Source organism: Azospirillum largimobile (assembly GCF_977007025.2).
This window is the reverse complement of record NZ_CDRMUA020000001.1, coordinates 315102-341585: the sequence shown is the minus strand read 5'-3', so window position 1 is coordinate 341585 and position 26484 is coordinate 315102. Positions and strand designations below refer to the sequence as shown.

General features: G+C 68.3%; 25 protein-coding genes. 8 read left to right on the top strand and 17 right to left on the bottom strand.

Translation table 11 applies throughout. The features are described 5' to 3' along the window. Window positions 1-76: 76 nt before the first annotated feature. From yidC to ffh, 9 genes are all read right to left on the bottom strand, one after another. On the bottom strand, window positions 77-1804 hold the full coding sequence (gene yidC / locus ACWPKK_RS01590) for a membrane protein insertase YidC (protein ID WP_452000622.1): 1728 nt from the start codon (window positions 1802-1804) through the stop codon (window positions 77-79). 54 nt (window positions 1805-1858) lie between these two features. After that, window positions 1859-2185, bottom strand: coding sequence for a membrane protein insertion efficiency factor YidD (gene yidD / locus ACWPKK_RS01585; RefSeq protein WP_324867119.1), 327 nt, complete (start codon window positions 2183-2185; stop codon window positions 1859-1861). A gap of 15 nt (window positions 2186-2200) precedes the next feature. After that, window positions 2201-2587: a ribonuclease P protein component gene (gene rnpA / locus ACWPKK_RS01580; RefSeq protein ID WP_324867117.1), complete on the bottom strand. Its 387-nt coding sequence runs from the start codon at window positions 2585-2587 to the stop codon at window positions 2201-2203. A gap of 8 nt (window positions 2588-2595) precedes the next feature. After that, window positions 2596-2730: a 50S ribosomal protein L34 gene (gene rpmH, locus ACWPKK_RS01575; RefSeq protein ID WP_098740538.1), complete on the bottom strand. Its 135-nt coding sequence runs from the start codon at window positions 2728-2730 to the stop codon at window positions 2596-2598. A 101-nt stretch (window positions 2731-2831) separates the two neighbouring features. Further along, window positions 2832-3227: a 50S ribosomal protein L19 gene (rplS, locus tag ACWPKK_RS01570; protein ID WP_109150133.1), complete on the bottom strand. Its 396-nt coding sequence runs from the start codon at window positions 3225-3227 to the stop codon at window positions 2832-2834. 41 nt (window positions 3228-3268) lie between these two features. After that, window positions 3269-4015, bottom strand: coding sequence for a tRNA (guanosine(37)-N1)-methyltransferase TrmD (gene trmD / locus ACWPKK_RS01565; protein ID WP_452004691.1), 747 nt, complete (start codon window positions 4013-4015; stop codon window positions 3269-3271). A 59-nt stretch (window positions 4016-4074) separates the two neighbouring features. Continuing rightward, entirely contained in the window at window positions 4075-4656 is a 582-nt protein-coding gene (gene rimM / locus ACWPKK_RS01560; RefSeq protein WP_324867109.1) for a ribosome maturation factor RimM, read from the bottom strand. 67 nt (window positions 4657-4723) lie between these two features. After that, a complete protein-coding gene (rpsP, locus tag ACWPKK_RS01555; protein ID WP_149197599.1) occupies window positions 4724-5080 on the bottom strand; it encodes a 30S ribosomal protein S16 in 357 nt (118 codons plus the stop codon). A gap of 61 nt (window positions 5081-5141) precedes the next feature. Continuing rightward, window positions 5142-6527 carry a signal recognition particle protein gene (ffh, locus tag ACWPKK_RS01550; RefSeq protein WP_452004689.1) on the bottom strand — a complete coding sequence of 462 codons (1386 nt, stop codon included), beginning with the start codon at window positions 6525-6527 and terminating at the stop codon, window positions 5142-5144. A gap of 333 nt (window positions 6528-6860) precedes the next feature. Between ffh and ACWPKK_RS01545 the strand changes: the two genes are divergently transcribed. Then, a complete protein-coding gene (locus ACWPKK_RS01545) occupies window positions 6861-8213 on the top strand; it encodes a pentapeptide repeat-containing protein (protein WP_324867105.1) in 1353 nt (450 codons plus the stop codon). 7 nt (window positions 8214-8220) lie between these two features. On the opposite strand, the gene ACWPKK_RS01540 is transcribed toward ACWPKK_RS01545, so the two are convergent. From ACWPKK_RS01540 to ACWPKK_RS01525, 4 genes are all read right to left on the bottom strand, one after another. Then, window positions 8221-8892, bottom strand: coding sequence for a hypothetical protein (locus ACWPKK_RS01540; protein WP_452000619.1), 672 nt, complete (start codon window positions 8890-8892; stop codon window positions 8221-8223). Window positions 8893-8998: 106 nt separating this feature from the next. Then, the gene (locus ACWPKK_RS01535) at window positions 8999-9631 is read right to left on the bottom strand and encodes a hypothetical protein (RefSeq protein WP_452000617.1); all 633 of its coding nucleotides are present in this window, start codon (window positions 9629-9631) and stop codon (window positions 8999-9001) included. A gap of 30 nt (window positions 9632-9661) precedes the next feature. After that, window positions 9662-10993, bottom strand: coding sequence for a DUF2336 domain-containing protein (locus ACWPKK_RS01530; RefSeq protein WP_452000615.1), 1332 nt, complete (start codon window positions 10991-10993; stop codon window positions 9662-9664). After that, entirely contained in the window at window positions 10990-12723 is a 1734-nt protein-coding gene (locus ACWPKK_RS01525) for a sensor domain-containing diguanylate cyclase (RefSeq protein ID WP_452000613.1), read from the bottom strand. The genes ACWPKK_RS01530 and ACWPKK_RS01525 overlap by 4 nt, the downstream gene beginning before the upstream one ends. Window positions 12724-12943: 220 nt before the next feature. Here ACWPKK_RS01525 and ACWPKK_RS01520 point away from each other — a divergent pair, with 220 nt between their 5' ends. From ACWPKK_RS01520 to ACWPKK_RS01495, 6 genes are all read left to right on the top strand, one after another. After that, entirely contained in the window at window positions 12944-13663 is a 720-nt protein-coding gene (locus ACWPKK_RS01520; RefSeq protein WP_452000611.1) for a pyrimidine 5'-nucleotidase, read from the top strand. Window positions 13664-13772: 109 nt separating this feature from the next. Beyond that, a complete protein-coding gene (gene dapD, locus ACWPKK_RS01515) occupies window positions 13773-14615 on the top strand; it encodes a 2,3,4,5-tetrahydropyridine-2,6-dicarboxylate N-succinyltransferase (protein ID WP_324867094.1) in 843 nt (280 codons plus the stop codon). Window positions 14616-14698: 83 nt separating this feature from the next. Continuing rightward, window positions 14699-14953 (top strand): type II toxin-antitoxin system HicA family toxin, encoded by a 255-nt coding sequence (locus ACWPKK_RS01510; protein WP_452000609.1) that lies wholly within the window; start codon window positions 14699-14701, stop codon window positions 14951-14953. After that, window positions 14950-15276 (top strand): type II toxin-antitoxin system HicB family antitoxin, encoded by a 327-nt coding sequence (locus ACWPKK_RS01505; protein ID WP_244560729.1) that lies wholly within the window; start codon window positions 14950-14952, stop codon window positions 15274-15276. Before ACWPKK_RS01510 ends, ACWPKK_RS01505 begins: the two co-directional genes overlap by 4 nt. Before the next feature lie 25 nt (window positions 15277-15301). Continuing rightward, window positions 15302-16450 carry a succinyl-diaminopimelate desuccinylase gene (gene dapE / locus ACWPKK_RS01500; RefSeq protein ID WP_452000606.1) on the top strand — a complete coding sequence of 383 codons (1149 nt, stop codon included), beginning with the start codon at window positions 15302-15304 and terminating at the stop codon, window positions 16448-16450. 19 nt (window positions 16451-16469) lie between these two features. Continuing rightward, complete coding sequence (locus ACWPKK_RS01495; RefSeq protein WP_324867090.1) at window positions 16470-17042, top strand: hypothetical protein; 573 nt, start codon at window positions 16470-16472, stop codon at window positions 17040-17042. A gap of 139 nt (window positions 17043-17181) precedes the next feature. Here ACWPKK_RS01495 and cobT read toward each other — a convergent pair whose 3' ends face one another. Together cobT and ACWPKK_RS01485 are read right to left on the bottom strand one after the other, a co-directional pair. Further along, window positions 17182-18207, bottom strand: coding sequence for a nicotinate-nucleotide--dimethylbenzimidazole phosphoribosyltransferase (cobT, locus tag ACWPKK_RS01490; RefSeq protein WP_452000604.1), 1026 nt, complete (start codon window positions 18205-18207; stop codon window positions 17182-17184). A gap of 114 nt (window positions 18208-18321) precedes the next feature. Continuing rightward, complete coding sequence (locus ACWPKK_RS01485; protein WP_452000602.1) at window positions 18322-19368, bottom strand: hypothetical protein; 1047 nt, start codon at window positions 19366-19368, stop codon at window positions 18322-18324. A 219-nt stretch (window positions 19369-19587) separates the two neighbouring features. On the opposite strand from ACWPKK_RS01485, the gene ACWPKK_RS01480 reads away from it, so the two are divergent. Further along, window positions 19588-21384: an acyl-CoA dehydrogenase gene (locus tag ACWPKK_RS01480; RefSeq protein WP_452000600.1), complete on the top strand. Its 1797-nt coding sequence runs from the start codon at window positions 19588-19590 to the stop codon at window positions 21382-21384. 804 nt (window positions 21385-22188) lie between these two features. Here ACWPKK_RS01480 and ACWPKK_RS01475 read toward each other — a convergent pair. Both ACWPKK_RS01475 and ACWPKK_RS01470 read right to left on the bottom strand, forming a co-directional pair. Continuing rightward, the gene (locus tag ACWPKK_RS01475) at window positions 22189-23505 is read right to left on the bottom strand and encodes a hydroxyacid-oxoacid transhydrogenase (protein ID WP_452000598.1); all 1317 of its coding nucleotides are present in this window, start codon (window positions 23503-23505) and stop codon (window positions 22189-22191) included. An 83-nt stretch (window positions 23506-23588) separates the two neighbouring features. Then, entirely contained in the window at window positions 23589-26411 is a 2823-nt protein-coding gene (locus ACWPKK_RS01470) for a DUF2339 domain-containing protein (protein ID WP_452000597.1), read from the bottom strand. Window positions 26412-26484 lie beyond the last annotated feature (73 nt).

The window sequence follows — 26484 nt, the reverse complement described above, 5'->3', positions numbered from 1 at the left end:
AAAAAAAATAACCGCCGGCAAACTTCCGTCAAGAGGAAGGTTTACCGGCGGTCATATCAGGCGGCAGACCCGAGGATCAGACCTTCACGCCCATGCGGCGCATGATGGTCCACTGCTGGGCGACCGACAGCAGGTTGTTCCAGGCCCAGTAGATCACCAGACCGGCCGGGAAGCCGGCGAGCATGAAGGTGAAGACGATGGGCAGGAACTGGAACACCTTCTGCTGGATCGGGTCCGGCGGGGCCGGGTTCATCTTCTGCTGCAGCCACATAGTGACGCCCATGATCAGCGGCCAGGCACCGAGATGCAGCATGGCGGGGGGATCCCAGGGGATCACGCCGAACAGGTTGAAGATGGTGGTCGGATCGGGCGAGGACAGGTCGTGGATCCAGCCGAAGAAGGGCGCGTGCCGCATCTCGATGGTCACGAACAGGACCTTGTAGAGCGCGAAGAACACCGGGATCTGGATCAGAATCGGCAGACAGCCCGACACAGGCGAGACCTTCTCGCGCTTGTACATGGCCATCAATTCCTGGTTCATGCGCGCCTGATCGTCGCTGAACTTCTCGCGGAGCTCCTGCATCTTCGGCTGCAGGGCCTTCATCTTGCTCATCGCCTGATAGGACTTGTTGGCGAGCGGGAAGAAGACGGCCTTGACGCAGACGGTCAGCAGCAGGATGGCGAGGCCGAAGTTGCCCAGCACCTGCCCGAAGAAGTCGAGCGCGTAGAAGAAGGGCTTGGTCAGGAAGTAGAACCAACCGAAGTCGATCGCCAGATCGAAGTTCTTGATGTTCAGCTTTTCGGAATAGGCGTCCAGCAGCTTCACCTGCTTGGCGCCGGCGAACAGTCGGCCGGTGGTCTCGGCCGAGGCGCCGGGCGCCACGGTGACCGCATCGCCCATGAAGTCGGCCTGATAGCGGTCGGCATTGGCGACGGTGCTGTGGACGAAACGCGCGGTGACCTTCTGCGCCGGGTCCGGGATCACCGACACCAGCCAATACTTGTCGGTGATGCCGAGCCAGCCGCCGGTGGTCTCGATCGGCTCGGTGCCCTTCTTGCGCAGGTCGTCGTAGGACCGCTCGGTCAGCGTGCCGTTGAAGACGCCCAGCGGGCCTTCATGCAGGATGTAGTAGCCCGAGGTCTGCGGCGTGCCGGTGCGCGACACCAGGCTATAGGGCAGCAGGGTGACCGGGTTTGCGCCGGTGTTGCGGACCGTCTGCGTCACCGTGAACATGAAGTCCGGATCGACGGCGATCTTGCGCTCGAACACCAGGCCCTGGCCGTTGTCCCAGGTCAGGGTCAGCGGCTTTTCGGGGGTCAGCGCGGTGCCGTCGGCGGTCCAGCGGGTCGTCGCGGTCGGGGCGGCGATGCCGGCGCCCTGCGGGACCCAGCCGAACTCGGCGTAATAAGCGGCGGGCGTGCCGGCCGGGGCCAGCAGCACGATCTCCGGGCTCTTGGGGTCCGGGGTCTCGTGGTACTGGGCCAGCGTCAGGTCGTCGATGCGGCCGCCGACGAGGTTGACGGAGCCGTGCAGGGCCGGCGTGTCGATCTTCACGCGGGTGCCGGCCGCCAGCTGCTCGGCGAGCAGGACGGGGCGCTCCTTCGCGACCTCAGCCGTTGCGGGGGGCTGCTGGGCGGGCACGCCGGGGGCCGGCACCGGCACTGACTGCTCCGTCTGGGCGGCCTGCTGGGCGGCGAGTTGCTTCTGCTGCTCCACCCGCGGCTTTTCGTAGAAATACTGGAAGCCCAGAAGGATGGCGATCGACAGGGCAATCGCGATGATGAGGTTGCGTTGGTCGGTCATGGCGTCCCGGTTGCCGTGGGGCCTTTGAAGAAGGTCGGCGTGTGCGCGGCCTTGTTACGGGTTTTCGCCGGGCTGGGCAACCGCCGCATGCCCTTTTTCCGGCAAGCCGCAGCGATGGGGCGGCGACGCCCCCGGCGGCAGGGGATCGGGCACGGGATCCCAGCCGGACCCGCCCCAGGGATGGCAACGCCCAAGCCGGCGCACCGTCAGCCATCCCCCCCGGATGGCGCCGTGCTTTTCCAGCGATTCGATGGCGTAGCAGGAGCAGGTCGGCTGGAAACGGCAATGCCAGCCCACGAAGGGCGACAAGGTCCAGCGATAGAGATAGACGAGCGCGCGGAGAAGATGCGCGAGTGGGCTGAGGCCGGCGATGCGAAACATGACGTCGCGGGCCCCCTACCCTTCCGCCTCGCGCCACAGGCCAAGGCGTTTCAGCCCGGCCGTCAGGTCGCCGAGCAGATCGGTCCACGGCCGCTCGGCCGTGTCGCCGCGCGCGACCAGGACGAAGTCATGGCCCGGTGCGGCATGGATGGGCAGTATCTGCCGCGCGGCCTCACGCAAACGGCGGCGGGCGCGATTGCGCACCACCGCGTTGCCGACCTTGCGGCTCGCCGTCAGTCCGAGACGGATCGGCGGACCGCCATCGGCGGGCCGCTGCTTGTCGTCGTGCCGGCGCACCTGGAGGATCAGGCCGGGAGCCACGTGCTTGCGCCGCGTCCCGGCCACGGCCAGAAATTCCGGCCGCCGCATCAGGCGCCCGACCTTGAGGTCCGGCGCCGCCATCGCGGGGATCAGGCGCTCAGAACCTTGCGGCCGCGGGCGCGGCGACGGGCGATGACCTTGCGGCCGCCGACGGTCGACATACGGTGGCGGAAGCCGTGGCGACGCTTACGCACGATTTTGGAGGGCTGGAACGTGCGCTTCATGGCGCCTACTCCTTAAGCTTTGCTGATGGTGACGGGACGAAGGCGCCCAGCCGCAGGGCCGGGCGCCGAACCTATGAACCTGGAACGAACCGGTTGGCGCCTTACTCGGCAGCCCGGCGGCCGTTGACCATGCCGCGGCCGGTGGTGCGCTCGGCGATGCGGGCGGCCTTGCCGCGCAGATCGCGCAGATAGTACAGCTTGGCGCGACGGACGGCGCCCTTGCGGACCAGCTCGATCGAGTCGATGCGCGGGGAGTACAGCGGGAACACGCGCTCCACGCCCTCGCCATAGCTGATCTTGCGAACGGTGAAGGAGCTGTTCACGCCGGCATTCTTGCGGGCGATGACGACGCCTTCATAGGCCTGGACGCGCTCGCGCGTGCCTTCGACGACCTTCACGTTCACGCGGACGGTATCGCCCGAGGAGAACTCCGGGATCGTCTTGCCGCCGAGGGCCTTCTCGATCTGCTCCTGCTCGAGCTGCTGCAACAGGTTCATAGCACTACCCCTTTTCTATCGGCGCGCCTCGCGGCGGACCGTCACTCCGGTTTCGGGTCGCGCCGGCGAGCCTGCCGTCGACCCTTGTTCGTAACAGTTACTGCCGGGCGGCTCGCCTGGTAGAGCGACCACAGGTCCGGCCGTCGGGCCTCCGTGATCTTCTCCGCCTCGGCCAGCCGCCAGGCCTTGACCTTTCCGTGGTGACCAGAGAGCAGAACCTCCGGCACCGCGCGCTCCACACCCTGCCCGTCGGTCCAGACCGCCGGCCGGGTGTAGTGGGGGTATTCGAGCAACCCCCGTTCGAAACTCTCTTCCCCCGCCGTCTCCACGTTGCCCATGACGCCGGGGAGCAAGCGCACCACGGCATCCATCAGGCTCAGAGCGGCGAGTTCCCCGCCGGACAGCACGAAATCCCCGAGGCTGACCTCTTCGAGGCCGTGCGCATCGAGGACCCGCTGGTCCACCCCTTCGTACCGGCCGCAGAGCAGCGTCACCACCGTGGTGGCGGCCAACTCCTTGACCAGTTCCTGGTTCAGCACCCGTCCGCGAGGCGACAGATAGATCGCCCGGCCGCGTCCCGGTGCCCCCACAGGTCCCGCCGTCGCGGTCAAAGCCGCGTCCAGCACGTCGGGCCGCATGACCATGCCGGCCCCTCCGCCGAAGGGGGTGTCGTCGACGGAGCGGTGTTTATCGCGCGCGAACGAGCGAATGTCCACCGATTCCAGCGCCCAGACTCCATTTTCCAACGCCTTGCCGGCCAGTGAGTGGCCGAGCGGCCCCGGAAACATTTCCGGGAACAGCGTCAGAACCTTGGCCGTCCAGACCCGCGGACCGTCGGCGCCGTGATTCACGGCCCCTCCTCCCCGCGCTGGTCTCCGCCTTCTTCCCCCTCGTCCTCCTCCGCCTCGTCATCGGAACCCTCGCGGGCTTCGATCACGGCCGGAAGATCGACGACGATGCGGCCGCCCCGGACATCCACCACCGGCACGCAGGCCTTGGAGAAGGGAAGCATCTCCAGCGGCCCGCCGGCGGTCCGGACTTCGAGCACGTCGCCCGCGCCGAAGTCGTAGATCGCCTTCACCGTGCCGTAGAGGCTCCCGTCCGCGAGTTCCGCACGCAGGCCGATCAGGTCGGCGTGGTAGAACTCGTCCTCGTCCTCCGTCGACGGCAGGGCGCCGCGGTCCACGTAGAGCCGCACACCGGCCAGCGCCTGCGCCTGTTCCCGGCTCGTCACCCCGTCGACCTTGGCCAGGAAGTTGTCCTTGACCATGCCTTGGAGCGTCACCGTGAAGCGGCGGGCGCCGGCTTCGTCCGACAGCGGGCCATAGGCCATGATGTCGGCGGGTTCGGCGGTGAAGCTGCGCAGCTTCACCAGCCCCCGCACGCCGTGCGATCCCGCGAACTGGCCGACACAGATCTTGGCGGTCATCGTAGGAGCACCCGGCACGTCGTCACGACCTCAACCCTGCGGGCCATCAGGCCCACCCTCACCCTTGTCAGCCCTCGGCGGCAGCCGCGGCGGCGGCGGCCTCGGCCTTCAGACGCTCCTGCGCCTTGGCCTTCGGAGCCGACTTCTTCGGGGTCTCGCGGACGGCGGGCTTCTCGACCAGGCCGGCATTGGCCAGGAACAGAACGACGCGGTCCGTCGGCTGGGCGCCGACCGACAGCCAATGCTTGGCGCGCTCGGCGTTCAGGATGATGCGCTGCTCGTGCTCGCGCGGCAGCATCGGGTTGTAGGTGCCGATCTTCTCGATGAAGCGGCCGTCACGCGGGCTGCGGGCGTCCGCGATGACGATCGAGTAGAACGGACGCTTCTTCGCACCACCGCGAGCCAGACGAATCTTCAGAGCCATTGGTCGAAACTTTCTCTTCTCAAGTCAAACAGGTATCAGGTGATTTCGAAAGGCGGTCAGGTCAGCCGAAAGGCCCCTTCCCGCCAAAGCCGCCGAGTCCCTTCGGCAGCAAATTGCCCAGGCCGCCGCGCAGCATCCCCTTCTTCCCAAGCTTCTGCACCTGCTTCATCATTCCGCGCATGGTCTCGAACTGCTTCAGCAGCTTGTTGACCTCCTGCACCGAGGTGCCGGAACCGGCGGCGATGCGCTTGCGACGCGAAGCCTTGATGATGTCGGGGTTCTTGCGTTCCGCCTTGGTCATCGAGGAGATGATCGCCTCCTGGCGCTTGATCATCCCGTCGTCGACGTTGGCGTCCTTCAGCTGGTCCTTGATCTTGCCGATGCCCGGCAGCATCCCCATCAGGCCGGACATGCCGCCCATCTTGCGGAGCTGCTTCAGCTGCATCGCCATGTCGTCGAGGTCGAAGCCCTGGCCCTTCTCCATCTTGCGGGCGAGCTTTTCGGCCTCGTCCTTGTCGATGGTCTCGACGGCCTTCTCCACCAGCGACACCACGTCGCCCATGCCGAGGATTCGGCCGGCGATGCGGTCGGGGTGGAAGGGCTCCAGCGCGTCGATCTTTTCGCCGACGCCCAGCAGCTTGATCGGCTTGCCGGTGATCTGGCGCATCGACAGGGCCGCACCGCCGCGCGCGTCGCCGTCGATGCGGGTCAGCACGATGCCGGTGATTCCGACCTTGTCGTTGAAATTGGTGGCGACGGTGACGGCGTCCTGGCCGGTCATCGCGTCGGCGACCAGCAGCGTTTCCGCCGGCTTGGTCGCGTCGCGGACGGCCGCGACCTCCGCCATCAGCTCCTCGTCGATGGCGAGGCGGCCGGCGGTGTCGAGCATGACGACGTCGTAGCCTTCGAGACGGCCGGTCTCGATGGCGCGCTTGGCGATGGCGACCGGGTCCTGGCCCGGAACGATCGGCAGCGTGGCGACGCCGGTCTGCTCGCCGAGAACCTTCAACTGCTCCTGGGCGGCCGGACGGCGGACGTCCAGCGAGGCCATCAGGACCTTCTTGCGCTCCTTCGTCTTCAGGCGGAGCGCGATCTTGGCGGTGCTGGTTGTCTTGCCCGAACCCTGCAGGCCGACCATCAGGATCGGCACCGGGGCGGCGGCGTTCAGGTTGATGTCGGCACCTTCACCCAGCATCTCCACGAGATTGTCGTGGACGATCTTGATGACCTGCTGGCCGGGGGTGACCGACTTCAGCACCTCCTGCCCGACGGCGCGTTCCTTCACCTGGGTGACGAACTGCTTGACGACGGGCAGCGCGACGTCAGCCTCCAGCAACGCCACGCGAACTTCGCGCAGTGCTGCGGAGACGTCCTCCTCGGTCAGCGCGCCACGGCGGCGCAGCTTGTCGAAGATGTCGCCCAGGCGTCCGGTCAGGCCTTCGAACATGCGATACTCGTTCCCCAGTTCCGGGTCCAGCGTCAGAGCCGCCAGCCGCACAAGCACGAAAGCGCCAGTGCGCGAAATTCGCGGACTGGCGGAGATACCCGGCATTGGGCCGGGGTACCCGGTCTATCGACTTGGCGGAAGACAGGTCGGCGGACCATAGAGAAGCCGGGTTGGAGAGTCAACCACCAGAAGGACCTCTGTGCCTTCGGCCGAAGGTCGCCCTTGCCGCCGGGTGGTTATCCGTCCGACACTTGTCACAAATCTTCGCACCTTAACGAATTTTTGGCGACTCTTTCGGATTATGAGCAACCAAATAGAGAAGGTATTCCGGCGATGTCGTCCGCCCAGGGCTTTGGTTCCAACGGCCCGCGAACCAAGCTGACCCAGAGCCAGCTCAACGCGATCCTGTTGCGGCACCAGGCTTTCCGCAAGAGCCAGCCGGGCGGCGTGCGCGCCAATCTGAAGATGCGCGACCTGTCGCATCTCGACCTTTCGGGCATCGACCTGTCGGACGCCGACCTGTCGGGCGCCAAGCTGTTCAGCGCGCGGCTGACCGGCGCCAACCTTGCCAACGCCAACCTCTATGCCGCCGACCTGCGGCTGGCCAACCTGGAGAAGGCCGACCTGCGCCGGGCCGACCTGCGCGGCGCCTGCCTGCGCGGCGCGGTTCTGAGCGAAGCCACATTGGTCGAGGTCGACCTGCGGGACGGTACCCTGCTGCACTACGATTCCAGCGGCGAGATGTTCTCCCACCAGTATGAGGACAGCGTCCTGACGTCGGAGCTGACGGCGGCGACCATCCGCGGCGCCGACCTCTCGCGGGCGAAGATCGCCAACGCCTTCGTCATGCAGACCGACCTGACCGACGCCATCCTGCGCGGCACGAAGTTCATGCGCGCCAACCTGACCGGCTCCAACCTGACCGGTTGCGACCTGACCGACGCCGACCTGACGGAGGCGAACCTGTCGGGTGCCCGGCTGTCGGGAGCGGTGATGACGGGCTGCGCCATCAATCGCACCAATTTCAGCGGCGCCACCCTGATCGGTGCCATCCTGGACGCGGCCCAGCTGCGCTCCCCCAACATCCAGGCGGCGGTTCTGGCGAAGACGCTGGAAAATCCGGACGACGACCTGCGCGACATACTGGTGGAGCATCTGTCCTGGATCGACAGCGGCGGCAAGGCCGGCAAGCGCGCCGACCTGTCGGCGCTCGACCTGTCGGGGCGGAAGCTGGACGGCATCAACCTGTCCGCGGCCATCCTGCAATGCATCGCGCTGCGCGGCGCCACGCTGACCGGTGCGGCGATGGCGATAGCCGATCTGTCGCTGGCCGACATGCGCAAGGCCGACCTGTCGAACGCCGATCTGCGCGGCGTGAATTTCGAGCGGGCCACCCTGACCGGCGCCAACCTGACCGGCGTCCAGCTCGGCCCCGTCCATATCCAGACCATGAGCGGCCACATCTGGCGCGCCAACCTGCAGCGCGCCCGGCTGGGCATGGCGCTGCTCTGCAACGCCGACCTGCGCAAGGCCAACCTGGCCGGGGCCAATCTGGCGGGTGCCGACCTGACCGGGGCCGATCTGAGCGAAGCCGACCTGACCGGCGCCGATCTGACCGGCGCGGTCTTGGACGGCGCCACGCTGGACCAGGCAATCGTCGAGGAGGCGATCGGGCTGGCGGGCTGAGGTCAGGTCACGCCGAAGGCCCGCCGCGCTTCGCCATCCAGTCGCCGGAACCGTAGACGCTGCGGACATGGTGGACCAGCAGGTTGCGGGCGTCGATCAACTGGCCCATCCGCTCGCGGCAGGCGACGATCCCGGTATCCGGGTGGTAGACCGGCGCCAGTTCGCGGAAACGCCGCCGCACCTGATCCTCGTCGAAACACCATTCATTGACGAAGCCGAACAGTTGGGCCGCGTCGCGCACCTCGGTGATGCGGCCGTCCAGCGGCTGGAAGGACAGGCGCTGCAGCGCATGGGCGAGCGTCTTGTTGCGATATCCCAGCGTCTCGACCGCAGCTTCCAGCCGGCGGACATCCTCGCCCGGAAGGATGCGGGCGCCGGGATCGGCCAGCGCCAGCGCCGCAGCCAGCGCCTTGCGGATCGCGGCGTCGGACGCGGCATCGCACGGGATGGCGCTCCCCACCTCCAGCACCGCCTGCCCGCCGGCATCGTGCGGGCCGGGATCGACGCCGCCCTCCGGAGCCAGCAGCAGGGCGGCGGAGGCAAGGGCTGGCACCCCGACGCCGCGCATGGCCGCCAGTTCCAGCACGGCGGCATAGAAACGGGCGCCGCAGGGCACGGTGCGCCCGGAGGCGGCTGAAGGACTGGAGTCTTCCGGGGCGGTCATCGCCGGTGCGGTCATCGTCAGCGCCAACACATGGTGGAAGCGGGCGCGAGTCTACGCAACGACTGGGAATCCCGCAATCGCGCGGATGGACGCGGCGGGACGGGGTAGTTCCTTTTCCGCCTCAGCGGAGCGTCGTGGCCCCGGGCTTGGCCGGCAGCCTGTTCAGCAGATCGTCGATGTAGGCGGTCTCGTCCTTGCCGGACATGGCGGCGAAGCCCTTCAGCATCTGGCTGCCGAAGGTAAAGACGCTGGCGAGGTCGATGCGCCACGCCCCGCCTTCACGTACGAAGTCGGCGGGGACCAGCGCCGGCCGGTTGTCGACCATCAGCAAGCCCGAGGCGCGGTCGCCCTTCACCCGCACCGGCCCCAGCGAACTGCGGGAGATGACGTTGGGTCCGAGCCAACCGGCCTTCAGCGCATGGTTGGCGATGTCGCCGACCGACATGCGGCGCAGTTCCGACGGGCCGAGATAGCGGCGCAGCCCCATGGCGGCAAAACGCTCCGCCGGCTCCAGCCGCTGCAGCGGCGCCTCGCCGGGCTGGCGGGCGGCGTCGCGCACCGACTCCAGCGTCTTGACCGAATTGCGGGTGAGCAGCGGAATCACCGCCGATCCCCGCTGTTCGGTCAGCGCCGTTCGGGCGGCATCAAAGGTGGCGGCGACTGCCCGCTCCTCCGGCGTTTCGCGCGGCGGGGCGGCGAAGCTGGTGGCGGCGGCAATCAGGATGACGAAAAAGGCGAGGAAAGCGACACGCATGCCAGGAAGAACCGGAAAGGGAACGGAACGTCACGCCTTCGCCTCGACGCCGAAGAATTCGAGCTGCCAGCGCATCTCTTCATCGGTCATCGGATAGTGCGTGCCGTCGCGAGCATTAAGCGCCGTTTTCGGCGGAATTTGGGCGAGCCGCAACTGGACCTGCCGGGCGAAACGCATGGTGAGGCCGGCACGCCACACCAGGGCGGTGACGGCGCGCGGCGCATGGGTGGCGACGATGCGGTCAACCACCGCCAACTCGATCTGCGACAGCTCCGCCAGCGCCGCCATGACGAAGCCGCGGTCGCCCTCCACCATCGATCCTTCGATCAGCTTCTCGGTCAGCTTGCCTTCCTTGTTCAGGCGTGCCGCCTTGTCGCTGGGGCGTTCCACCGGCTTTTCCGGCCCCGCGGCGGCAGCACCGCCGACCGCCTCCTCGCCGAAATCGACCGGGCCGAGCGGCAGGCCGGGCCCGGCGCCAGCCGCCTGCCCCACCCGCTGGCGCACCGCCTCCACCAGACCGCGCGCCGCGGCAGGGTCGAGGTCGTCGCGGTCCTGGAGAACCTTCAGCAGATTGTCGGCGACGAAGCTGGCCAGACGCGCCACCGCGCGCGCCGGAAGGCGCGGACGGCGGACCAGCGGCGAATGCCAGGGCTCGTGCTGCGGCGCCTGATCGAGGATGCGGTCGAGCGTCTCCTCGCGGATCTGGGCCGACGGGTTGCCGAGCAGCGCCGTCACCGCCGCCTCGTCGTCCGACCGCGCGATGGCGTCGGCGACCGACGCCGTCACGTTCTGCCGGCTGGCGATGGCGGTCATCGCGCCCCGCACCGGCCCCTTCATGATGATGTCGGTCAGATCCTCTTCGGTGAGGATCGGCGAATGCTGCAGGACCGGGCCGCAGACCGACAGCTCCACGTCGCGGGCCAGCCGGTTGATCACGCCGTGCGGGGCGTTGGGCAGATCCTTCAGCGCTTCGGCCAGGATGCCGCGCACCTCCGTCGCCTGATCGCGGGCCAGTGTCTCCAGGCATTCCACGGTCAGCCGCTCGATCTGGATCGCCTGATCGGCCGACAGTTCGGGCAACAGGCGGGCGATCTTCCGCGCCACCGCCTGACGCACCATGACCTCGCGGTCCTTGGCCAGCAGCAAATCGGCCTGACGCGGGGTCCCGGCATTGGTCGCGATGGCCCGGCGCACCTCCGCCGCGGCGTCGGCGGCAAGGAAATACAACAGCTCCGGGCGGGTCTTGGGATGCTCGGCGACCTTCCGGCGGACCGCCGGATCCTCGCTCTGCACCATCCGCTTTGCGGATTCGTAATCGGCGGGATCGAGCGTTTCGGGTCGCTGGGTGGCAGGCGGGGTCACGATGCGGGCTCCGCGGCGGAAACGTCGGAAGATGACTCTACGGAAGCGGACGCCTGATAGGCCGGGGCCAGGGCGTAATGGCCCTTGCCGCTCTTCTTGGCGTCGTACATGGCGGCGTCGGCACGGTCGGTCAACTCCCGCACCGTCTCGCCGCGGCCGGGGGCGTGGACGGCGATGCCGATCGACAGGCCCAGCGGCTTCTCATGGCTGGCCGACAGGTGGGCAAGCTCGCGCATGCCCTTAAGCAGCCGTTCGGCGACGATGCGGGCCTTCGCCTCGTCGGTGCGGCCCAGCCACAGGACGAACTCGTCGCCGCCCAGCCGGCCCGGCAGGTCGCCCGGACGCACCCCGGTGGTCAGCAGCGTGCCGATGGCCTTCAGCACCGTGTCGCCCTGCTGGTGGCCGTGAAGATCGTTGACCGCCTTGAAGTTGTCGAGGTCGACATAGAGCAGGGCCGACGGGCCGCTGTCCGGCCGCGAGATCGACTCCTCCAGCCGTTCGAAGAAGGTGCGGCGGTTGAACAGGCCGGTCAGCCCGTCGCGCTCCGACAGGCGCCGCAGCCGCTCCTGATAGGCGAGATGGGCATGCGCGATGCCGATATGGTCGGCCACGCCGGACATCAGCTGCCGGTCGTCGTCGTCCCACGGTTCGGAATCGCCGGCGCGCCAGACCAGCAGCGCGCCGTTCACCGCCTGCCGGTATTCCGTCCGCTCGCCGATCAGCTGGATGTCGCCCAGCCGGTCGGCCACCAACCCCTTGCCGTTGGCGATGCGGTCGAGCAATGCAGTGCCGACCTCCGGCAGTTCGGCCCCGAATTCCGCCACCAGCGACAGGGCGACGCGGCCGCCCTCCCCGCTCCCCTCTTCCGCCCGGTAGATCCGGCAGCCGTCGGCGCTGAGCGCCCGCGCCGTCTCGGTCGCGGCCACGGCCAGCGCCTCCGCGGCGTCCAGACGGTCGCGCAGGGTGTGGACGATGTGGCCCAGCAGCCTTTCGCGGTTCCGGATGCGCGCCAACTCGTTGGAGCGCAGCACCTGTTCCGTCACGTCGCGGCAGACGCCGCGGGCGCCGATCCAGTCGCCCTGCGGCCCGAACAGCGGCAGGGCGGAGGCGACGATGCAGGCCGGCGTGCCGTCGGCGCCCTTCAGCCAAAGCTCGGTCTGGTCGACCGGGCGGCGGCAGTCGAAGGGCATCGGCAGGTCTTCCGTCTCCTCCAGCGCGAGGCTGCGCGGATCGCGGCCGATCAGCGCGTCAGCCGGATATCCCAGGGCGCCCTTGTGGCTGACGAAGACGAAGGTGCCGTCGGGTCCCGTCTCCCATGCGAAGTCGGAGGAGACCTCCACCAGATCCTTGTAGCGGCGGCGCGACTCGGTCAGCGTGTGGCGAAGCTGCCGTTCCAGCGTGTCGTCGCGTCCCAGCAGGAGGAAGCCGCCGTCCGGCAGCGGCACGCCGGCCCATTCGACGATCATGATCCCGCGCAGCGACTCCACCGGCACCGACCGCAGGCCCGGCGCCACGCTGGACGCCGAGAGCCAGCCGCGGAGATCGGGCAGCCAGCGCGGATCGCTGTCCATCATGTCCTCCGCCTCCGCATTGGCTTCGGCGACGGCCAGGGCAGAATCGAGCCGCAGGGCCGGGCCGGGATACAGCGCGACCAGCGTCACGGGGCCGGTCTGGCCGCCGGTGGCGGCGGAAGGGGCGGCGGAGGTACCGGTGGTCAGGAGGAGGTCCACGGCGATCCCAGATGGGCAATCCACGAAGCGGGCGGGGCGAAAAACCTTAGGCTGCAAACCGTTGCAGAGTCCGGTTCATGCTACCCCTTTAGGGGTTAATCTTCAATCAACCAACGAGGCGGAGGACTCCGCATTGCCTTGGCCCGCAAATAGGACAGGTGGCGGCTGCGACCTTGTGAAGCGGCTTGCGGCCGGCCGGCGTCGGCCCCATTCTTCGGGAATGACCGCCCCGACCTCTCCCGCCGCACCGGCGCCCGCCCCCATCACCAAGCTCCCCTCCGCGTTGCGGGACCGCGCGGTGTGGATCTTCGATCTCGACAACACGCTCTACCCGGCGTCCTGCAACCTGTTCGCCCAGGTCGACCTCCGCATCAACGAGTTCATCGCCACGCATTTCAACATCGGCATGGACGAGGCCAGGGTGCGGCAGAAGCAGTTCTTCCGCGACTACGGCACCACGTTGCGCGGCCTGATGAGCGAGCATGACGTCGATCCGGTGGCCTACATGGATTATGTCCACGACATCGACGTCACCGGTGTCCAGCCCTCCGCCCAGCTCGCGGACGCGCTCGACCGCCTTCCCGGCCGCAAGATCATCTACACCAACGGCTCGGTCCGCCATGCGGAGAACGTCGCCGGCCGGCTCGGCATCATCGACAGGTTCGAGGCGGTGTTCGACATCACCGCGGCCGGCTATGTGCCGAAGCCCGACCCCCGCCCCTATGCCACACTGGTGGAGCGCCACGGCGTCAACCCCGCCGACGCCTGCATGGTGGAGGACATCGCCCGCAACCTCGCCCCCGCCCATGCGCTGGGCATGACCACGGTCTGGGTCCGCGGCGAGCAGGAGTACGAGAAGGCCGGAGTCGGCGCCGGGGTCCACATCGACCACACCGTGGACGACCTGCCGTCTTGGCTGGCCGCGGTGGCGGGCCCCTAAGGGCTCTGTCGCAAACAGGCTATTGTCGGCCGCGGGTATGGTTGACAGCGGGCGCGATGCGGCTCCATGGTGCCGTCCCTTGGACAATCGACAGCAGAACGACCGCGCCATGAGCCACGCCAGCCTGCAGGCCACCATCGACGCCGCCTGGGAAAACCGGGCCGATCTCACCACCGCCACCACCGGTTCCGTCCGCGACGCCGTGAACGCGGCGCTGGACGCGCTGGATGCCGGCGACCTGCGCGTCGCGGAGAAGACCGCTGACGGCTGGAAGGTCAACCAGTGGCTGAAGAAGGCGGTGCTGCTGTCCTTCCGCCTGAACGCCAACGAGATGATCCCCGGCGGCCCCGGCGGTTCTTCCTGGTACGACAAGGTGCCGCCGAAGTTCGAGAACTGGAGCGAAGGCCAGTTCCAGAACGCCGGCTTCCGCGCCCTGCCCGGCGCCATCGCCCGCAAGTCGTCCTATGTCGCCCCCGGCGTCATCCTGATGCCCAGCTTCGTCAATGTCGGCGCCTATGTCGACAGCGGCACCATGGTCGACACCTGGGTCACCGTCGGCTCCTGCGCCCAGATCGGCAAGAACGTCCACCTGTCGGGCGGCGTCGGCATCGGCGGCGTGCTGGAGCCGCTGCAGGCCGACCCGGTCATCATCGAGGACAACTGCTTCATCGGTGCGCGTTCGGAGATCGTCGAGGGCGTGATCGTCGAGGAAGGCGCGGTCATCTCCATGGGCTGCTACATCGGCGCCTCGACCAAGATCATCGACCGGCACACCGGCGAGGTCTTCATGGGCCGCGTCCCGGCCTATTCGGTAGTCGTCCCCGGCTCGCTGCCCGGCAAGCCGCTGCCGGACGGTACGCCCGGCCCGAGCCTGTACTGCTGCGTCATCATCAAGCGCGTCGACGAGAAGACCCGGTCGAAGACGGCCATCAACGACCTGCTGCGGGATTGATCGGGCGGCAGAAGACGAAGGGGCGATAGCGCAAGCCGCTATCGCCCTTGCCATTTTGCTCCCTCCCGCCTTACCATCGCCGCATGAACAACGCCCATCGCGCGACGCTGGCCGCCATTTTCGCGCGACCGACATCCGCTTCGATCCGCTGGGCGGACATCGAAGCGCTGGTGATCGCATTGGATGGCGTCGTCGAGGAGCGCGCCGGCAGCCGGGTCTGGATCGAGGTCCGCGACCGCGGCGCGGTCTTCCACCGTCCCCATCCCCGGCCGGAGGCGAAGAAGGGAGCGGTGGACGCGATGCGAAAGCTGCTGGTCAACGCGGGGATCACGCCATGACGATGGAATACAAGGGCTATGTGTCCGGTCCCATCGACTTCGACCCGGAGGATGGGACCTTCTCCGGCACGGTTGCCGGCCTGTCCGACGTCATCCATTTCGAAGGCGGCAGCGCGCAGGACCTTTGGGACAGCTTCCGCGGCAGCATCGACGAATATCTGGCGATCTGCGCCGAAAAGGGCCGCACGCCGGACAAGCCCTTCAGCGGCAAGATGCTGGTGCGCGCCACGCCGGAATTGCACCGGAAGGCCGCCTTGCGCGCCGCCGCCGAAGGCATCAGCCTGAGCCAATGGGTCGCCCGCCAGATCGACGCGGCCCCCTGACCGACGAAGACCAACCGGACACCCCATGACCATCGACCCCGTCGCCCTCGCCCAGGATCTGATCCGCTGCCCCAGCGTCACGCCGCGCGACGACGGCGCGCTGGGCGTTCTGGAGGCGGCGCTGGCGCCGATGGGCTTCACCTGCCACCGCCTGCGCTTCCAGCAGGAGGGGACGGAGCCGGTGGAGAATCTCTATGCCCGGCTCGGCACCGAAGGCCCCAATTTCTGCTTCGCCGGCCATACCGACGTGGTCCCGCCGGGGGACAAGGGCTGGACGGTCGATCCCTTCGCCGGCGAGGTGATGGGCGGACGCCTGTTCGGCCGTGGTGCGGTCGACATGAAGGGCGCCATCGCTGCCTTCGTCGCCGCCGTGTCCCGCCGGCTGCATGACGGCCCGCCCGCCGGCTCCATCAGCCTGCTGATCACCGGCGACGAGGAAGGGGTGGCGATCAACGGCACCCGTAAGGTTCTGGACTGGATGGCCGAGCGCGGCGAGCGCATCAACGCCTGCGTGGTGGGGGAGCCGACCAACCCCAAGGCGCTGGGCGACATGATCAAGATCGGCCGGCGCGGCAGCCTGACCGGCTTCCTGACCGTGTTCGGCGCGCAGGGGCACGTCGCCTACCCGCATCTGGCCGACAATCCGCTGCCGCGGCTGGTCCGCATGCTGGCCGCCATCACCGAACACCCGATGGACGAGGGGACGGCGCATTTCCAGCCCTCCACCCTGGCGCTGACCACCATCGACGTCGACAACGCGGCGACCAACGTCATCCCGGCCCAGGGCAAGGCGACCTTCAACATCCGCTTCAACGATGCCCATACCCCGGCCGGGATCGAGGCGTGGCTGCGCCGCACCTTCGATGCCATCGGCGGTGCCTATGAGCTGGAGCTCTACTGCTCCGGCGACAGCTTCGTCACCCCGCCCGGTCCGCTGACCGAACTGGTGGCCGAGGCGGTGGAGAGCGTGACCGGACGCCGTCCGGAATACTCGACCACCGGCGGCACGTCGGACGCGCGCTTCATCAAGAATGTCTGCCCGGTGGTGGAGTTCGGGCTGGTCGGCCAGACCATGCACAAGGTCGACGAATATTGTCCGGTGGAGGATCTCCGCCGGCTGACGGACATCTACGAGGCCATCCTGAAGGGCGTGTTCACGCGCCTTGCCGGGTGAGTCTTCCAACCGGGACATCATGATGCCGCTGACCACCCCCGCCATCCTGTCCGCGCTGACCGGCGCCTGGCGGCTGGCCCGCTTCGACCGGACGGGGATGGAGTTCTTCGACCGCACGCCCGAGGGGGCGCTGAACTCCTTCTATGCGGCGCTGGTGGTGCTGCCCGCCTATGCGCTGCTGCTGGCGATCCGGCTGTGGGATCAGATTGACGGCACGCCGGTGCTGCAACTGGTGACGGTGGAGGGCATCGCCTATGTCGTCAGCTGGACCGCCTTCCCGCTCGCCCTGTTCCGCATTTCGGCGCTGATGGGCAAGGAGCAGCTCTATCCCGGCGCGTTGACAGCCTACAACTGGTCGGCCGTGGTTCAGATGGCGATCTACCTGCCGGCCATCGTCCTGTCGGCCAGCGGCCTGCTGCCGTCCGGCATGTCCGAAGCGCTGGTCTTCGGCGTGATGATGGCGATGCTGACCTACCAGTGGTTCGTGCTGCGCACTGCCCTGTCACTGTCCGGGCTGGCCGCGGCGGCACTGGTGATGCTGGATTTGTTCCTGTCGGCGGCGATCAGCGATCTGGCGGACGGGATGCTGTGAGGGAGTTCGGCATCGGTTTTGCCCCCACCCTAACCCTCCCCCGCTGGGCGGGGGAGGGGACAAGTGCTTGATCGGAAAAGCAGCGGCAGTCCCTCCCCCGCCCAGCGGGGGAGGTTAGGTGGGGGTCTAACTCCCCCCATCACCCCTGCGTGCTGACGCCCGCGTCGGCGAAGGTCGCCATGCCGGCGTGGCAGGCGACGGCGGACCTCACGATGTTGATCGCCAGCGCCGCACCGGAGCCCTCGCCCAGGCGCATGCCGAGATCGAGCAGCGCCTCCTTGCCGATGGCCTGCATCAGACGGGTGTGGCCCGGCTCGACCGAGCGGTGGGAAACCATGCAGTGGTCGAGCGCGCGGCGGTCGGCCTTGTAGAGCACGGCGGCGGCGGCGGTGCAGGCGAAGCCGTCGAGCAGCACCGGCACGCGGGCGACGCGGGCGGCCAGGATGGCGCCGGCGATGGCGGCGAACTCGTAGCCGCCCAGGCAGCGCAGCGCCTCGAACGGGTCGTCCTTGGCCTGCGGGTTGGCGGCGACGCCGGCCTCCACCGCGGCGATCTTGCGGGCAAGGCCGGCGTCGTCGATGCCGGTGCCACGGCCGGTCCAGTCGGCCGCCTCGCCGCCGAACATGGCGAGGCACATCGCCGCCGCCGAGGTCGAGTTGGCGATGCCCATCTCGCCCAGCGCCAGCAGCTGGACGCCCATCTCCACCGCCATCATGCCGTAGGCCATGGTGCGGCAGCATTCCTCCTCACCCATGGCCGGGCCCTGGGTGAAGTCGGCAGTCGGGTTCTCAAGGTCCAGTTCGTAGACGCGGAGGTCGGCGTCGGCCACCTCGCAGAGTTGGTTGACCGCGGCGCCGCCATTCTGGAAGTTGGCGACCATCTGCACCGTCACCTCGGCCGGGAAGGCCGAGACGCCGCGGGCGGCCACGCCATGGTTGCCGGCGAAGACGGCGACGCGCGGTCGGCGAACCTCGGCCGGGTGCTGGCCCTGCCAGGTCGCCATCCACTGCGCGATCTCCTCCAGCCGGCCGAGCGAGCCCGCCGGCTTGGTCAGCTGCCGTTCGCGCTGGAGGGCCGCGGTGCCGGCCTCCAGGTCGGGGCCGGGCAGGTTGCGCACGAGCGCGCGGATTTCCTCGAAGGTGACGGCGGGCTGCTGGTTGCTCATGATCGGTCCTGAGGGGTGAGCGCCAAAAAACGGCGCGACCTTGCACCCATCCGTCCCTCAAGTCAAAGCGCCAGCGTAGGGCATTTTGCCCCGCTCCGCTTGCTGCGGCCCCGCTCAAGCAGCCTTGGTCACGGCATCCTTGCCGGCGGCGCCCGCGGTTGCGGAGGCCACGGGCGTCGACGATTCGGACCCGACGATCCGTCCCAGCCCCAGCCCGAAGCCCATGGCGACGCCGTTGTCCGCGGTCTGGTCGGTCCGCACCGGCTCCTCGCGCATGCGGCGGTTCTCCTTGTCACGCAGGCGGGCCGGGCGGCCGCTGATGCTGTCGACCTCGTCCGGCGTCTCCAGCGCGTTCAGCGCCAGCACCTGATAGATCGACAGCGGCGTGCCGTTCAACGACTTGGCGGGGGCCATCGGCACCTGGGTGGTGAAGCCGTCCGGCATGTCCTGCTTGCGCACGGTGTCGTTGACGACCTGGGCCGGGGCGAAGTTGGACAGCGGGTTCTCCGAGAATTTGGCGGCGAAGCGGTCGTAGATTTCCTTCAGCGACTTCGCCTTGCCGGTGGCTTTGTCGTAGAAGACGTTCTTGTTGGCCGCCGCCGCGTCGGGGAAGACGTCGCGGGCGGTGCGGCCGGGATTCTCCTGCATCGCGTTCAGGAACTTCGACGCGCCGCCGGCCCCCAGGAAATGCGCCATGTACAGCTCGGTCGAGCCGATCTTGCCGTCCACCGTCTCCTCCAGATACTCCTTGTTGCCGCGGGTGTATTCCGCCGCCATCAGGGCCGAGGCGGTCGGATCCTTGCGCAGCTCCAGGATCTCCTTCTTCATCTCCGGATCGGCGACATAGGGACGGCCGTCGCCGCGGGTCTGAATGGCATTGGCGTATTTGCCATATCCATGGTCGGCGCCATGCTCCTTCATCGTCTGCAGCCAAGTGCTGTCGATGAACTGGTAGAGCCCCGTCGCCGAGGAGGAGGAGGACTTAATGTCCGTGCGGTACCCGCTCTCCACGGCAGCTTTTTCCATGAGGTAGGAAAAATCGACCCCCGTCCTGGCGCTGGCATTGCGAACGGCGGCCTCCACATTTGCCGGGCCGCGGGATGCGCGGGCCTGCTGGGCGGCGGTGTCGCTGGGATTGCCGAGTGCGGAAGCGTAGGTCATGGGTCGATCCCCGTGTGAAGGCCTCGGTGGGAGGCGGACACTCCTATGCAGACACCGTGCCAGCCGGGTGGGGACTTGATGCCGCCCCGTGGCCGGCCTAGCCTTCATCGACGCGGCATCCCGCCCTCTCGCCAAGTGCCATTCGATGCTGTATGTTAACGTATAGGTAAACAAAACAATCCGCCCCCTATAAATCCGCCCTGGGAGAATTGCCCCGCCATGACCTACACCGCTCCGGTCGACGATCTGCGCTTCGTCCTGAACGAGGTGGTGGGCCTCGACGCCATCGCCGCCCTGCCCCATTGCGACAGCGCCGCCCCCGATCTGGTCGACGCCATCCTGGAGGAGGCCGGCAAATTCGCCTCCGGCGTGCTCGCCCCGCTGAACCGGGTGGGCGACAAGGAAGGCGCGAAGCTGGAGAACGGCGTCGTCCGCACCGCCACTGGCTGGAAGGAGGCCTACGGCCAGTTCACCGAGGCCGGCTGGAACAGCCTGCCCTTCGAGCCGGAGTATGGCGGTCAGGGCCTGCCCTGGACCGTCGCCTTCGCGGTGAACGAGATGTGGCAGGCCGCCAACCTCTCCTTCGGCCTGTGCCCGCTGCTGACCCAGGGCGCGGTGGACCTGCTGACCGAGCATGCGAGCGACGAGCAGAAGGCGGTCTACCTGTCGCGGATGATCTCCGGCGAATGGACCGGGACGATGAACCTGACCGAACCGCAGGCGGGCAGCGACCTTGCCGCGGTGCGGACCAGGGCGGTGCGGGCGGACGACGGCAGCTATCGCATCACCGGCCAGAAGATCTTCATCACCTATGGCGAGCATGACCTGACGGAGAACATCGTCCATCTGGTGCTGGCCCGCCTGCCCGATGCCCCGGCCGGCATCAAGGGCATCAGCCTGTTCATCGTGCCGAAGTTCCTGCCCAACCCGGACGGCACGCCCGGCCAGCGCAACGACCTGCGCTGCGCCAGCCTGGAGCACAAGCTGGGCATCATGGCCAGCCCGACCGCTGTCATGGCTTATGGCGACGACGGCGGGGCCATCGGCTACCTCGTCGGCGAGGAGAACCGCGGCATCGAATACATGTTCACGATGATGAACAACGCCCGGCTCGGTGTCGGCATCCAGGGCGTGGCGATCGCCGAGCGCGCCTACCAGCAGGCCCGCGACTACGCCCGGAGCCGCGTGCAGAGCAAGGATCTGGCCGATCCCAAGGGCTCCGGCGTCGCCATCATCAAGCATCCGGACGTGCGCCGCATGCTGCTGGACATGCGCGCCAAGACCGAGGCCGCGCGGGCGCTGGCGCTCTATGCCGGCACGCAGTTGGACATCTCCCGCCACCACGAGGATCCGGCGGTGCGCGCTGCCGCTACCGCGCGGGTTGACGTGCTGACGCCGATCGTCAAGGCGTGGTCGACCGACATCGGCTGCGAGGTGGCGTCCACCGGCGTGCAGATCCATGGCGGCATGGGCTTCATCGAGGAGACGGGTGCGGCCCAGCATTACCGCGACGCCCGCATCACCCCGATCTACGAGGGCACCAACGGCATCCACGGCAACGACCTGACCTTCCGCAAGACCGGCCGCGACAAGGGCGCGGCGGCGAGAGCCTTCGTCGCCGACATGCGGGCGACGGTGGAGGAGTTGGGCTCCGCCCCCGGCGACGATCTGGCGGTGATCCGCACCGAACTGTCGGCCGGGCTGGACGCGCTGGACAAGGCCATCGACTGGATGGTCGCGACCCAGGCGGAAGGCGACCTGCAAGGGGCCGCGGCCGGTGCGGTGGCGTATCTGAAGCTGTGGGGCACGGTTTCCGGCGGCTGGATGCTCGCCCGCTCGGCGATGAAGGCGATGGAGGGAATGCGCCAGCCCGGCGCCAACGCGTCCTTCCTGGAAACCAAGCTGATCGTCGCGCGCTTCTACGCCGAGCAAGTTCTGGCGACCGCCCCCGCCCTGCTGCCGACCATCGCCAGCGCCCGCAACACGGTGATGGCGCTGAGCGAGGAACAGTTCTGACGGTTGCGCCTGCGCCCCTCTTTCCTGTGGGGAGGGGGGCCGGGTGTGAGGGTGGATGGAACGTTTGAAACACCGTGAAACGGTTTTCCGGGGGATGTTCAACTGTTCCACGCCGCTCGTGCTGCGGCGGAGGGGAGCGGTGGACAGGGTGGGAAGCCGGTTGACGGGGGCATGGGGACTCCGCTCGGTTATAGGCTGTTATTCCTATAACGAGCAGATGTCCGGGGCAATGGTCAGCGGGAAAAACACCTGATGTCCTCTCCCGCTCCGGGAGAGGGAAGGGACCCGCCACGAAGCGGTGGGAAGGGTGACGGGTGATCCAATAGGCACCTTTTGACGCCAGCTTCTTTAGCGCCCTTAAATGATTTGATTCTACCCAGCTTCCTAAGCTTGACCATCAGCGCATCCTTGATCAACATAAAACGATGAAATATCAACTTCTGGTTATAGTCCATATTTAAGGATGCACAGATGCCTATTGTATTAATGATTGGGGGCGCCACTGTGTCTTATGCCACATACTTGTGGTGGATAAACGAGCTTGGAGGCTTCATTGGTCGCAATACAAAAGATATTGGGCTAACCTGCTTGTTAAAAGCTGGCACAGGAGACTGCGCTCAACTTTGGTTTATAGGTATGCACTCGACAAACCAATTCGCGAGCTTGGCTTTCTATGCTGGAATAGGTGCAATAATAGCTGGACTCATTCTTCTCGTACCAAAATCGTATTGATACACCCCTCCCCATCGCTTCGCGGCGGGTCCCCTCCCTCTCCCGGGGCGGGAGAGGCCTTTATCCATCCCCTCACCAGTAACGCATCGCATCTGCGTACAGCCCGCGCAGGTCATCCTCCGACACCGGGCGCGGGGCGATGGTCAGCAGGCGTTGCTGGGCGGCGGCTCCCTTGACCAGACCCGGAATGTCGGCCTCGCCGTAGCCCAATGCCGACAGGCCGTTCGGCAGGCCGGTCGCCCGCATCATCGAAATCAGCCGGGTCGCCAGCAGCTCGCCGCCATCCTCCGGGGAGGCGCCACGGGTGTCCGCCCCAAGCGCCTCGGCGGCGCGGAGATGGGCTTCGGGGGCGGCAGGGCCGGTGAAGCGGAAGGCGGCGGGGGCGTTCAGCACCACCGAGATGCCGTGCGGCACCATCGGGTCCACCGTCTCGTAGCCGGTGGCGGTGAAGCTGTGGTTCATCCCGGCCACCGAATAGGACATGGCGTGCGGGATGTGGACGCCGGCATTGCCGAAGGCCAGACCGGCCAGCGTCGCCGCGAACATCAGCGCGTCGCGCGCTTCCGCACAGTCGGGGTCGTTGACCGCCCGTTCCAGCCATTGTCCGCCAAGCCGGATTGCCTGCAGGCTGCCGATGTCCGACCAGGGATTGGCGCCCTGGTAGGGCGGGCGGGCCGTCGGCGACTCAGGGCGCGGGCGGGAGCGGAAGGGACGCGCGGTGTGGCTCTCGATGGCGTGGGTCAGCACGTCGAAACCGGTGGCGGCGATTGCGCCGGGCGGCAGGCTGTCGATGGTGCGCGGATCGACGACGGCAAGGCTCGGCCGCAGGAAGCGCGAGGAGATGCCGGTCTTCACCTGCTTTTCCACATGGTCGAAGATGGCGACGCCGGTGGTCTCGCTGCCGGTGCCGCAGGTGGTCGGGCAGGCGATGTGCGGCTTGACCGGGCTGGGGACCGGGATGCCCTCCCCCAGCGGCTTGTTGACGTAGGCGAGGAAGTCGGCCGGATACGTCGCGTAGAGATTCGCCGCCTTGGCGGTGTCGATCACCGAGCCGCCGCCGATGGAGACATAGCCGTCGAATCCGCCGTCCCGCGCGAAATCGGCGGCGTCGAGGAAGGACGCGCTGGTCGGCTCCACCCGGCAGCGGTCATAGACCACCGGGTCCATGCCCGCCCGTTTCAGCGAGTCGAGCGCCATGGCGAAGGGTGCCGTCGCCGCAACGCGCGGGTCGGTGAACAGCGCCACCCGCGTCATGCCAAGCGAGACCGCATCGCCGCCCAACTCGGCCATCATGCCGGGGCCGAACTTCATCCGCGCCGCCTCGACGGTGAAACCCTCCTCGCCGTCGGGAAGGATGGGATAGGCGTTGCCGTGCGTGTCGCGGTCCATCTGGCGCTGCTCCTCCGGTGGCGGGGGCCGGGTTTCGTCCCGGCCCATCCTTCACCGTATGGGAGCGTTCCCCGCGCGGTCTGTCAATGAGTCCGTTGGTCCAACAGATTGTCCGCGGGAAGATCATCCGCGGGAGAATGCGGCGGCTCCGGCTTCGGCTCGGGCGGCGTGCCGGCGGCGGGCGGGCGCAGAAGCCGCTGGTAGAGCCAGCCGATGCCGACCAGCGAGATGCCGAGGCCGAGGAAGGAGGCGACGCGGTACATCCCCTCCAGGTCCGACATGTCGCTGAGGAACACCTTGGCGACCACCGCCAGCACCAGCACCAGACCGGCATGGCGCATCCAGCCCCAGCCGAAGCGGATCCCCGCCACCAGCATCGCCACCGCGAACAGCAGGAAGCCAACCGAATAGCTGTACCACTCGGCGTCCGACATCTCGTAGCCGTTCAGCACCGGCCCCTGAAAGGCGCGGCGGATCTCCAGCGCGAGGTTGGTGGCGATCAGCAGCATCGGCAGGACCGGTGCGGCGCTCCGCAGGCTGCGCGACGGCGGCGGGTCGTACCACAGATAGAGCAGAAGCAGGACGGCCGGCGCGCCATAGGCCAGCAGCAGCCGGTTGACCACCGGCCAGTTGCCGACCCATTCGAAGTTCCACAGCGGGTTCAGCGCCAGCAGATGCAGGAAGAAGGCGGTCGCGGCGGCCAGCAGGACCAGCAGGCGCCGGCCCCACACCGCCACCGGCCGCGCGCTCCACCGCCGGTCGGCGGCCAGCAGCAGGGCAAGCCCCAGCCAGGACAGGGTGTGCAGCGCCACCTCCGTCAGGCCGGACGGCTCCGCCTCCAGGCTGCCGGCCATCCAGCGATGGATGCCAAGCGACAGCATCAGGGTGGTGAAGATCAGGGCGCCGGCCTCCAGCACCATCACCACCAGATCGTCACCGCTTCCAATGTTTCCCTGGCCATCCGGCGCCGTCCGCATCAGGCGCGCCGCCACCAGGAAGCCCAGCGCCGGCAGGCCATAGCCGTAGGCGATCCAGGCATAGCCTTCGTAATCCAGCACATAGGGGTTGATCGCCAGCCGGACCAGAACGGCGACCGCCACCAGCAGGGCGACCCCGCGCAGCTCGCGCAGGGTCATCCGCCGCTCCAGCCATGCCAGCACCGGCACCTGCATCGCCAGCGCCACGGTCAGCCACGCCTCCTGCAGGGTCATGGTGGCGCCGAGCGCGATGGCGCCGCTCGCCCCGGCGGCGAAGGCGGCAAGGCCCAGCGCGGCGCCCGGCCGGTGGCGATGGCGGGCCAGCGGCGTGGTGCCGGCGACCAGCAGGGCGGCCAGCACCAGCGCCGCGGCCGGCCAGCCGATGGCGGTCTCCGACGGCGTCACCTGGGCGTAGGCCAGCGTCAGCAGGGCGAGCGGCACCAGGGCCGACAGGGATGCCCACAGCGCCGCCCGCCGCGCGCCCCACAGGGCGGCGAAACCGCCGATGCCGAACAGCGCCGCGAAGCCGCCCGCCACCCACAGGAAGCGCGCCACCTCAGCCGGGTAGCCGGCCGGATCGGCGACGATCAGCGGCTGTCCCTCCGCAGTCAGCGGCGGTGGGCTGGACGGGACATAGGGCAGGCTCCAGGGCGCCAGCGACAGCAGCACGGTCAGCGCCGCGATCCAGGCGACGCCGGCGATCCGCTCGGTCCGCCGGCCGGCGGCCATGGCGAGAAGCGCGAACAGGGTCAGCACGGTCAGCGACACCGCGTCATGCCCGTCGCTCCAGGTGACGGCGGCGACCAGCAGGCCGAACACCCGCATCGCCATCATCGCCAGCCGGTCGGCGGGATGGCGCTGCTTGCGCCGGATCCAGTCGGGCAGCGCCCTGCGCCAGCCTGTGGCGGGCGCCGGCTCCGCCAGCCGGTCCTCCGCGGTACCCGCAACCACGCCCAGCACGGCCGGAACCAGGAACAAGGCGGAGGTCAGCAGCAGATAGAGGCCGGTCGGCAGCGCGTCGCCGCTGCGCCACGGGTCGATCATCCACACCAGCGGCCAGAGCGCCGCACCGGCCAGCGCCCCCCAGCCGAGCCAGCGCCAGCGGCGATACAGCACCACCGCCATGCCGGCCCCGTTCAACGCCAGCAGATAGGCGAACAGGCCCCAGGCGTCCGGGTTGTCGGACGGTATCAGAAGCGGCGTGACATAGCCGGCCAGCAGCCCCAATGCGGCGATGAACGGCCCTTGCAGCAGCGACAGCCCGATGCCGACGATCGACAGCGCCGCCAGCAGCGCGAAGGCGACCAGCGGGGCGAACAGGTCGAACAGGGCGAAGCCGCCATAGACGCTGGCGAAGGCGGTGAACAGGCCGGCGGCGGTCAGGGCCGGCGGCACGTAATCGGGCCGGAGCGCCGCGACGGCGCGCTGGGCCGGCCGGCGGCGCAGCCATTCGCCGCCCACCATCAGCCCGAAACCGGCGAGCAGCCCCAGCGCCACCCGCACGCCGGGCCCGAGCCAGCCATGCTCCACCGAAAGCTTGATGAAGAAGGCCGCCGCCAGCGCCATGGTGCCGCCGCCGAGCCAGATCAGCCAACGCGAGGCCAGCGATTCCTCCAGCTCGCGCCAGCCCGCCCGCGCCGGTGCGGCGGATGTTGCGGCGGGTTCCGGCGCCGCAGGCTGCACGGCCTCTTCGGGCACGGGAGCCGCTTCGGCGGCAAGGACCGGTTCGGGAAGCTGCTCCGGCGGTGGTTCCTCCATCGCCGCGGCCTCCGCCTCGGCGGAGGGGGATGCCTGCAGAGGGGCGGCGCCTGCCAATGCCTTGTCCAACCGGCCGCGCAACGTGGCGATTTCCGCCTCCTGCGCCTTCAGCCGCCGGTCCAGCCGGTGGGTGAGGAAGCCGAAGATCAGCAGTAGGACGACGAACTCCATAACCACACCACCTGCACGCCGTTGCCCCTCCTATCGGGGACATTTCGCGGCAGGATAGCCTTGCAACAATGCA

Bases quoted from the DNA above. Each gene is read 5' to 3' on its own strand.
- yidC (WP_452000622.1), bottom strand. From the start codon at position 1,804: ATGACCGACCAACGCAACCTCATCATCGCGATTGCCCTGTCGATCGCC.
- yidD (WP_324867119.1), bottom strand. From the start codon at position 2,185: ATGTTTCGCATCGCCGGCCTCAGCCCACTCGCGCATCTTCTCCGCGCG.
- rnpA (WP_324867117.1), bottom strand. From the start codon at position 2,587: ATGGCGGCGCCGGACCTCAAGGTCGGGCGCCTGATGCGGCGGCCGGAA.
- rpmH (WP_098740538.1), bottom strand. From the start codon at position 2,730: ATGAAGCGCACGTTCCAGCCCTCCAAAATCGTGCGTAAGCGTCGCCAC.
- rplS (WP_109150133.1), bottom strand. From the start codon at position 3,227: ATGAACCTGTTGCAGCAGCTCGAGCAGGAGCAGATCGAGAAGGCCCTC.
- trmD (WP_452004691.1), bottom strand. From the start codon at position 4,015: ATGTTTCCGGGGCCGCTCGGCCACTCACTGGCCGGCAAGGCGTTGGAA.
- rimM (WP_324867109.1), bottom strand. From the start codon at position 4,656: ATGACCGCCAAGATCTGTGTCGGCCAGTTCGCGGGATCGCACGGCGTG.
- rpsP (WP_149197599.1), bottom strand. From the start codon at position 5,080: ATGGCTCTGAAGATTCGTCTGGCTCGCGGTGGTGCGAAGAAGCGTCCG.
- ffh (WP_452004689.1), bottom strand. From the start codon at position 6,527: ATGTTCGAAGGCCTGACCGGACGCCTGGGCGACATCTTCGACAAGCTG.
- ACWPKK_RS01545 (WP_324867105.1), top strand. From the start codon at position 6,861: ATGTCGTCCGCCCAGGGCTTTGGTTCCAACGGCCCGCGAACCAAGCTG.
- ACWPKK_RS01540 (WP_452000619.1), bottom strand. From the start codon at position 8,892: ATGACCGCACCGGCGATGACCGCCCCGGAAGACTCCAGTCCTTCAGCC.
- ACWPKK_RS01535 (WP_452000617.1), bottom strand. From the start codon at position 9,631: ATGCGTGTCGCTTTCCTCGCCTTTTTCGTCATCCTGATTGCCGCCGCC.
- ACWPKK_RS01520 (WP_452000611.1), top strand. From the start codon at position 12,944: ATGACCGCCCCGACCTCTCCCGCCGCACCGGCGCCCGCCCCCATCACC.
- dapD (WP_324867094.1), top strand. From the start codon at position 13,773: ATGAGCCACGCCAGCCTGCAGGCCACCATCGACGCCGCCTGGGAAAAC.
- ACWPKK_RS01510 (WP_452000609.1), top strand. From the start codon at position 14,699: ATGAACAACGCCCATCGCGCGACGCTGGCCGCCATTTTCGCGCGACCG.
- ACWPKK_RS01505 (WP_244560729.1), top strand. From the start codon at position 14,950: ATGACGATGGAATACAAGGGCTATGTGTCCGGTCCCATCGACTTCGAC.
- dapE (WP_452000606.1), top strand. From the start codon at position 15,302: ATGACCATCGACCCCGTCGCCCTCGCCCAGGATCTGATCCGCTGCCCC.
- ACWPKK_RS01495 (WP_324867090.1), top strand. From the start codon at position 16,470: ATGATGCCGCTGACCACCCCCGCCATCCTGTCCGCGCTGACCGGCGCC.
- cobT (WP_452000604.1), bottom strand. From the start codon at position 18,207: ATGAGCAACCAGCAGCCCGCCGTCACCTTCGAGGAAATCCGCGCGCTC.
- ACWPKK_RS01485 (WP_452000602.1), bottom strand. From the start codon at position 19,368: ATGACCTACGCTTCCGCACTCGGCAATCCCAGCGACACCGCCGCCCAG.
- ACWPKK_RS01480 (WP_452000600.1), top strand. From the start codon at position 19,588: ATGACCTACACCGCTCCGGTCGACGATCTGCGCTTCGTCCTGAACGAG.
- ACWPKK_RS01475 (WP_452000598.1), bottom strand. From the start codon at position 23,505: ATGGACCGCGACACGCACGGCAACGCCTATCCCATCCTTCCCGACGGC.
- ACWPKK_RS01470 (WP_452000597.1), bottom strand. From the start codon at position 26,411: ATGGAGTTCGTCGTCCTACTGCTGATCTTCGGCTTCCTCACCCACCGG.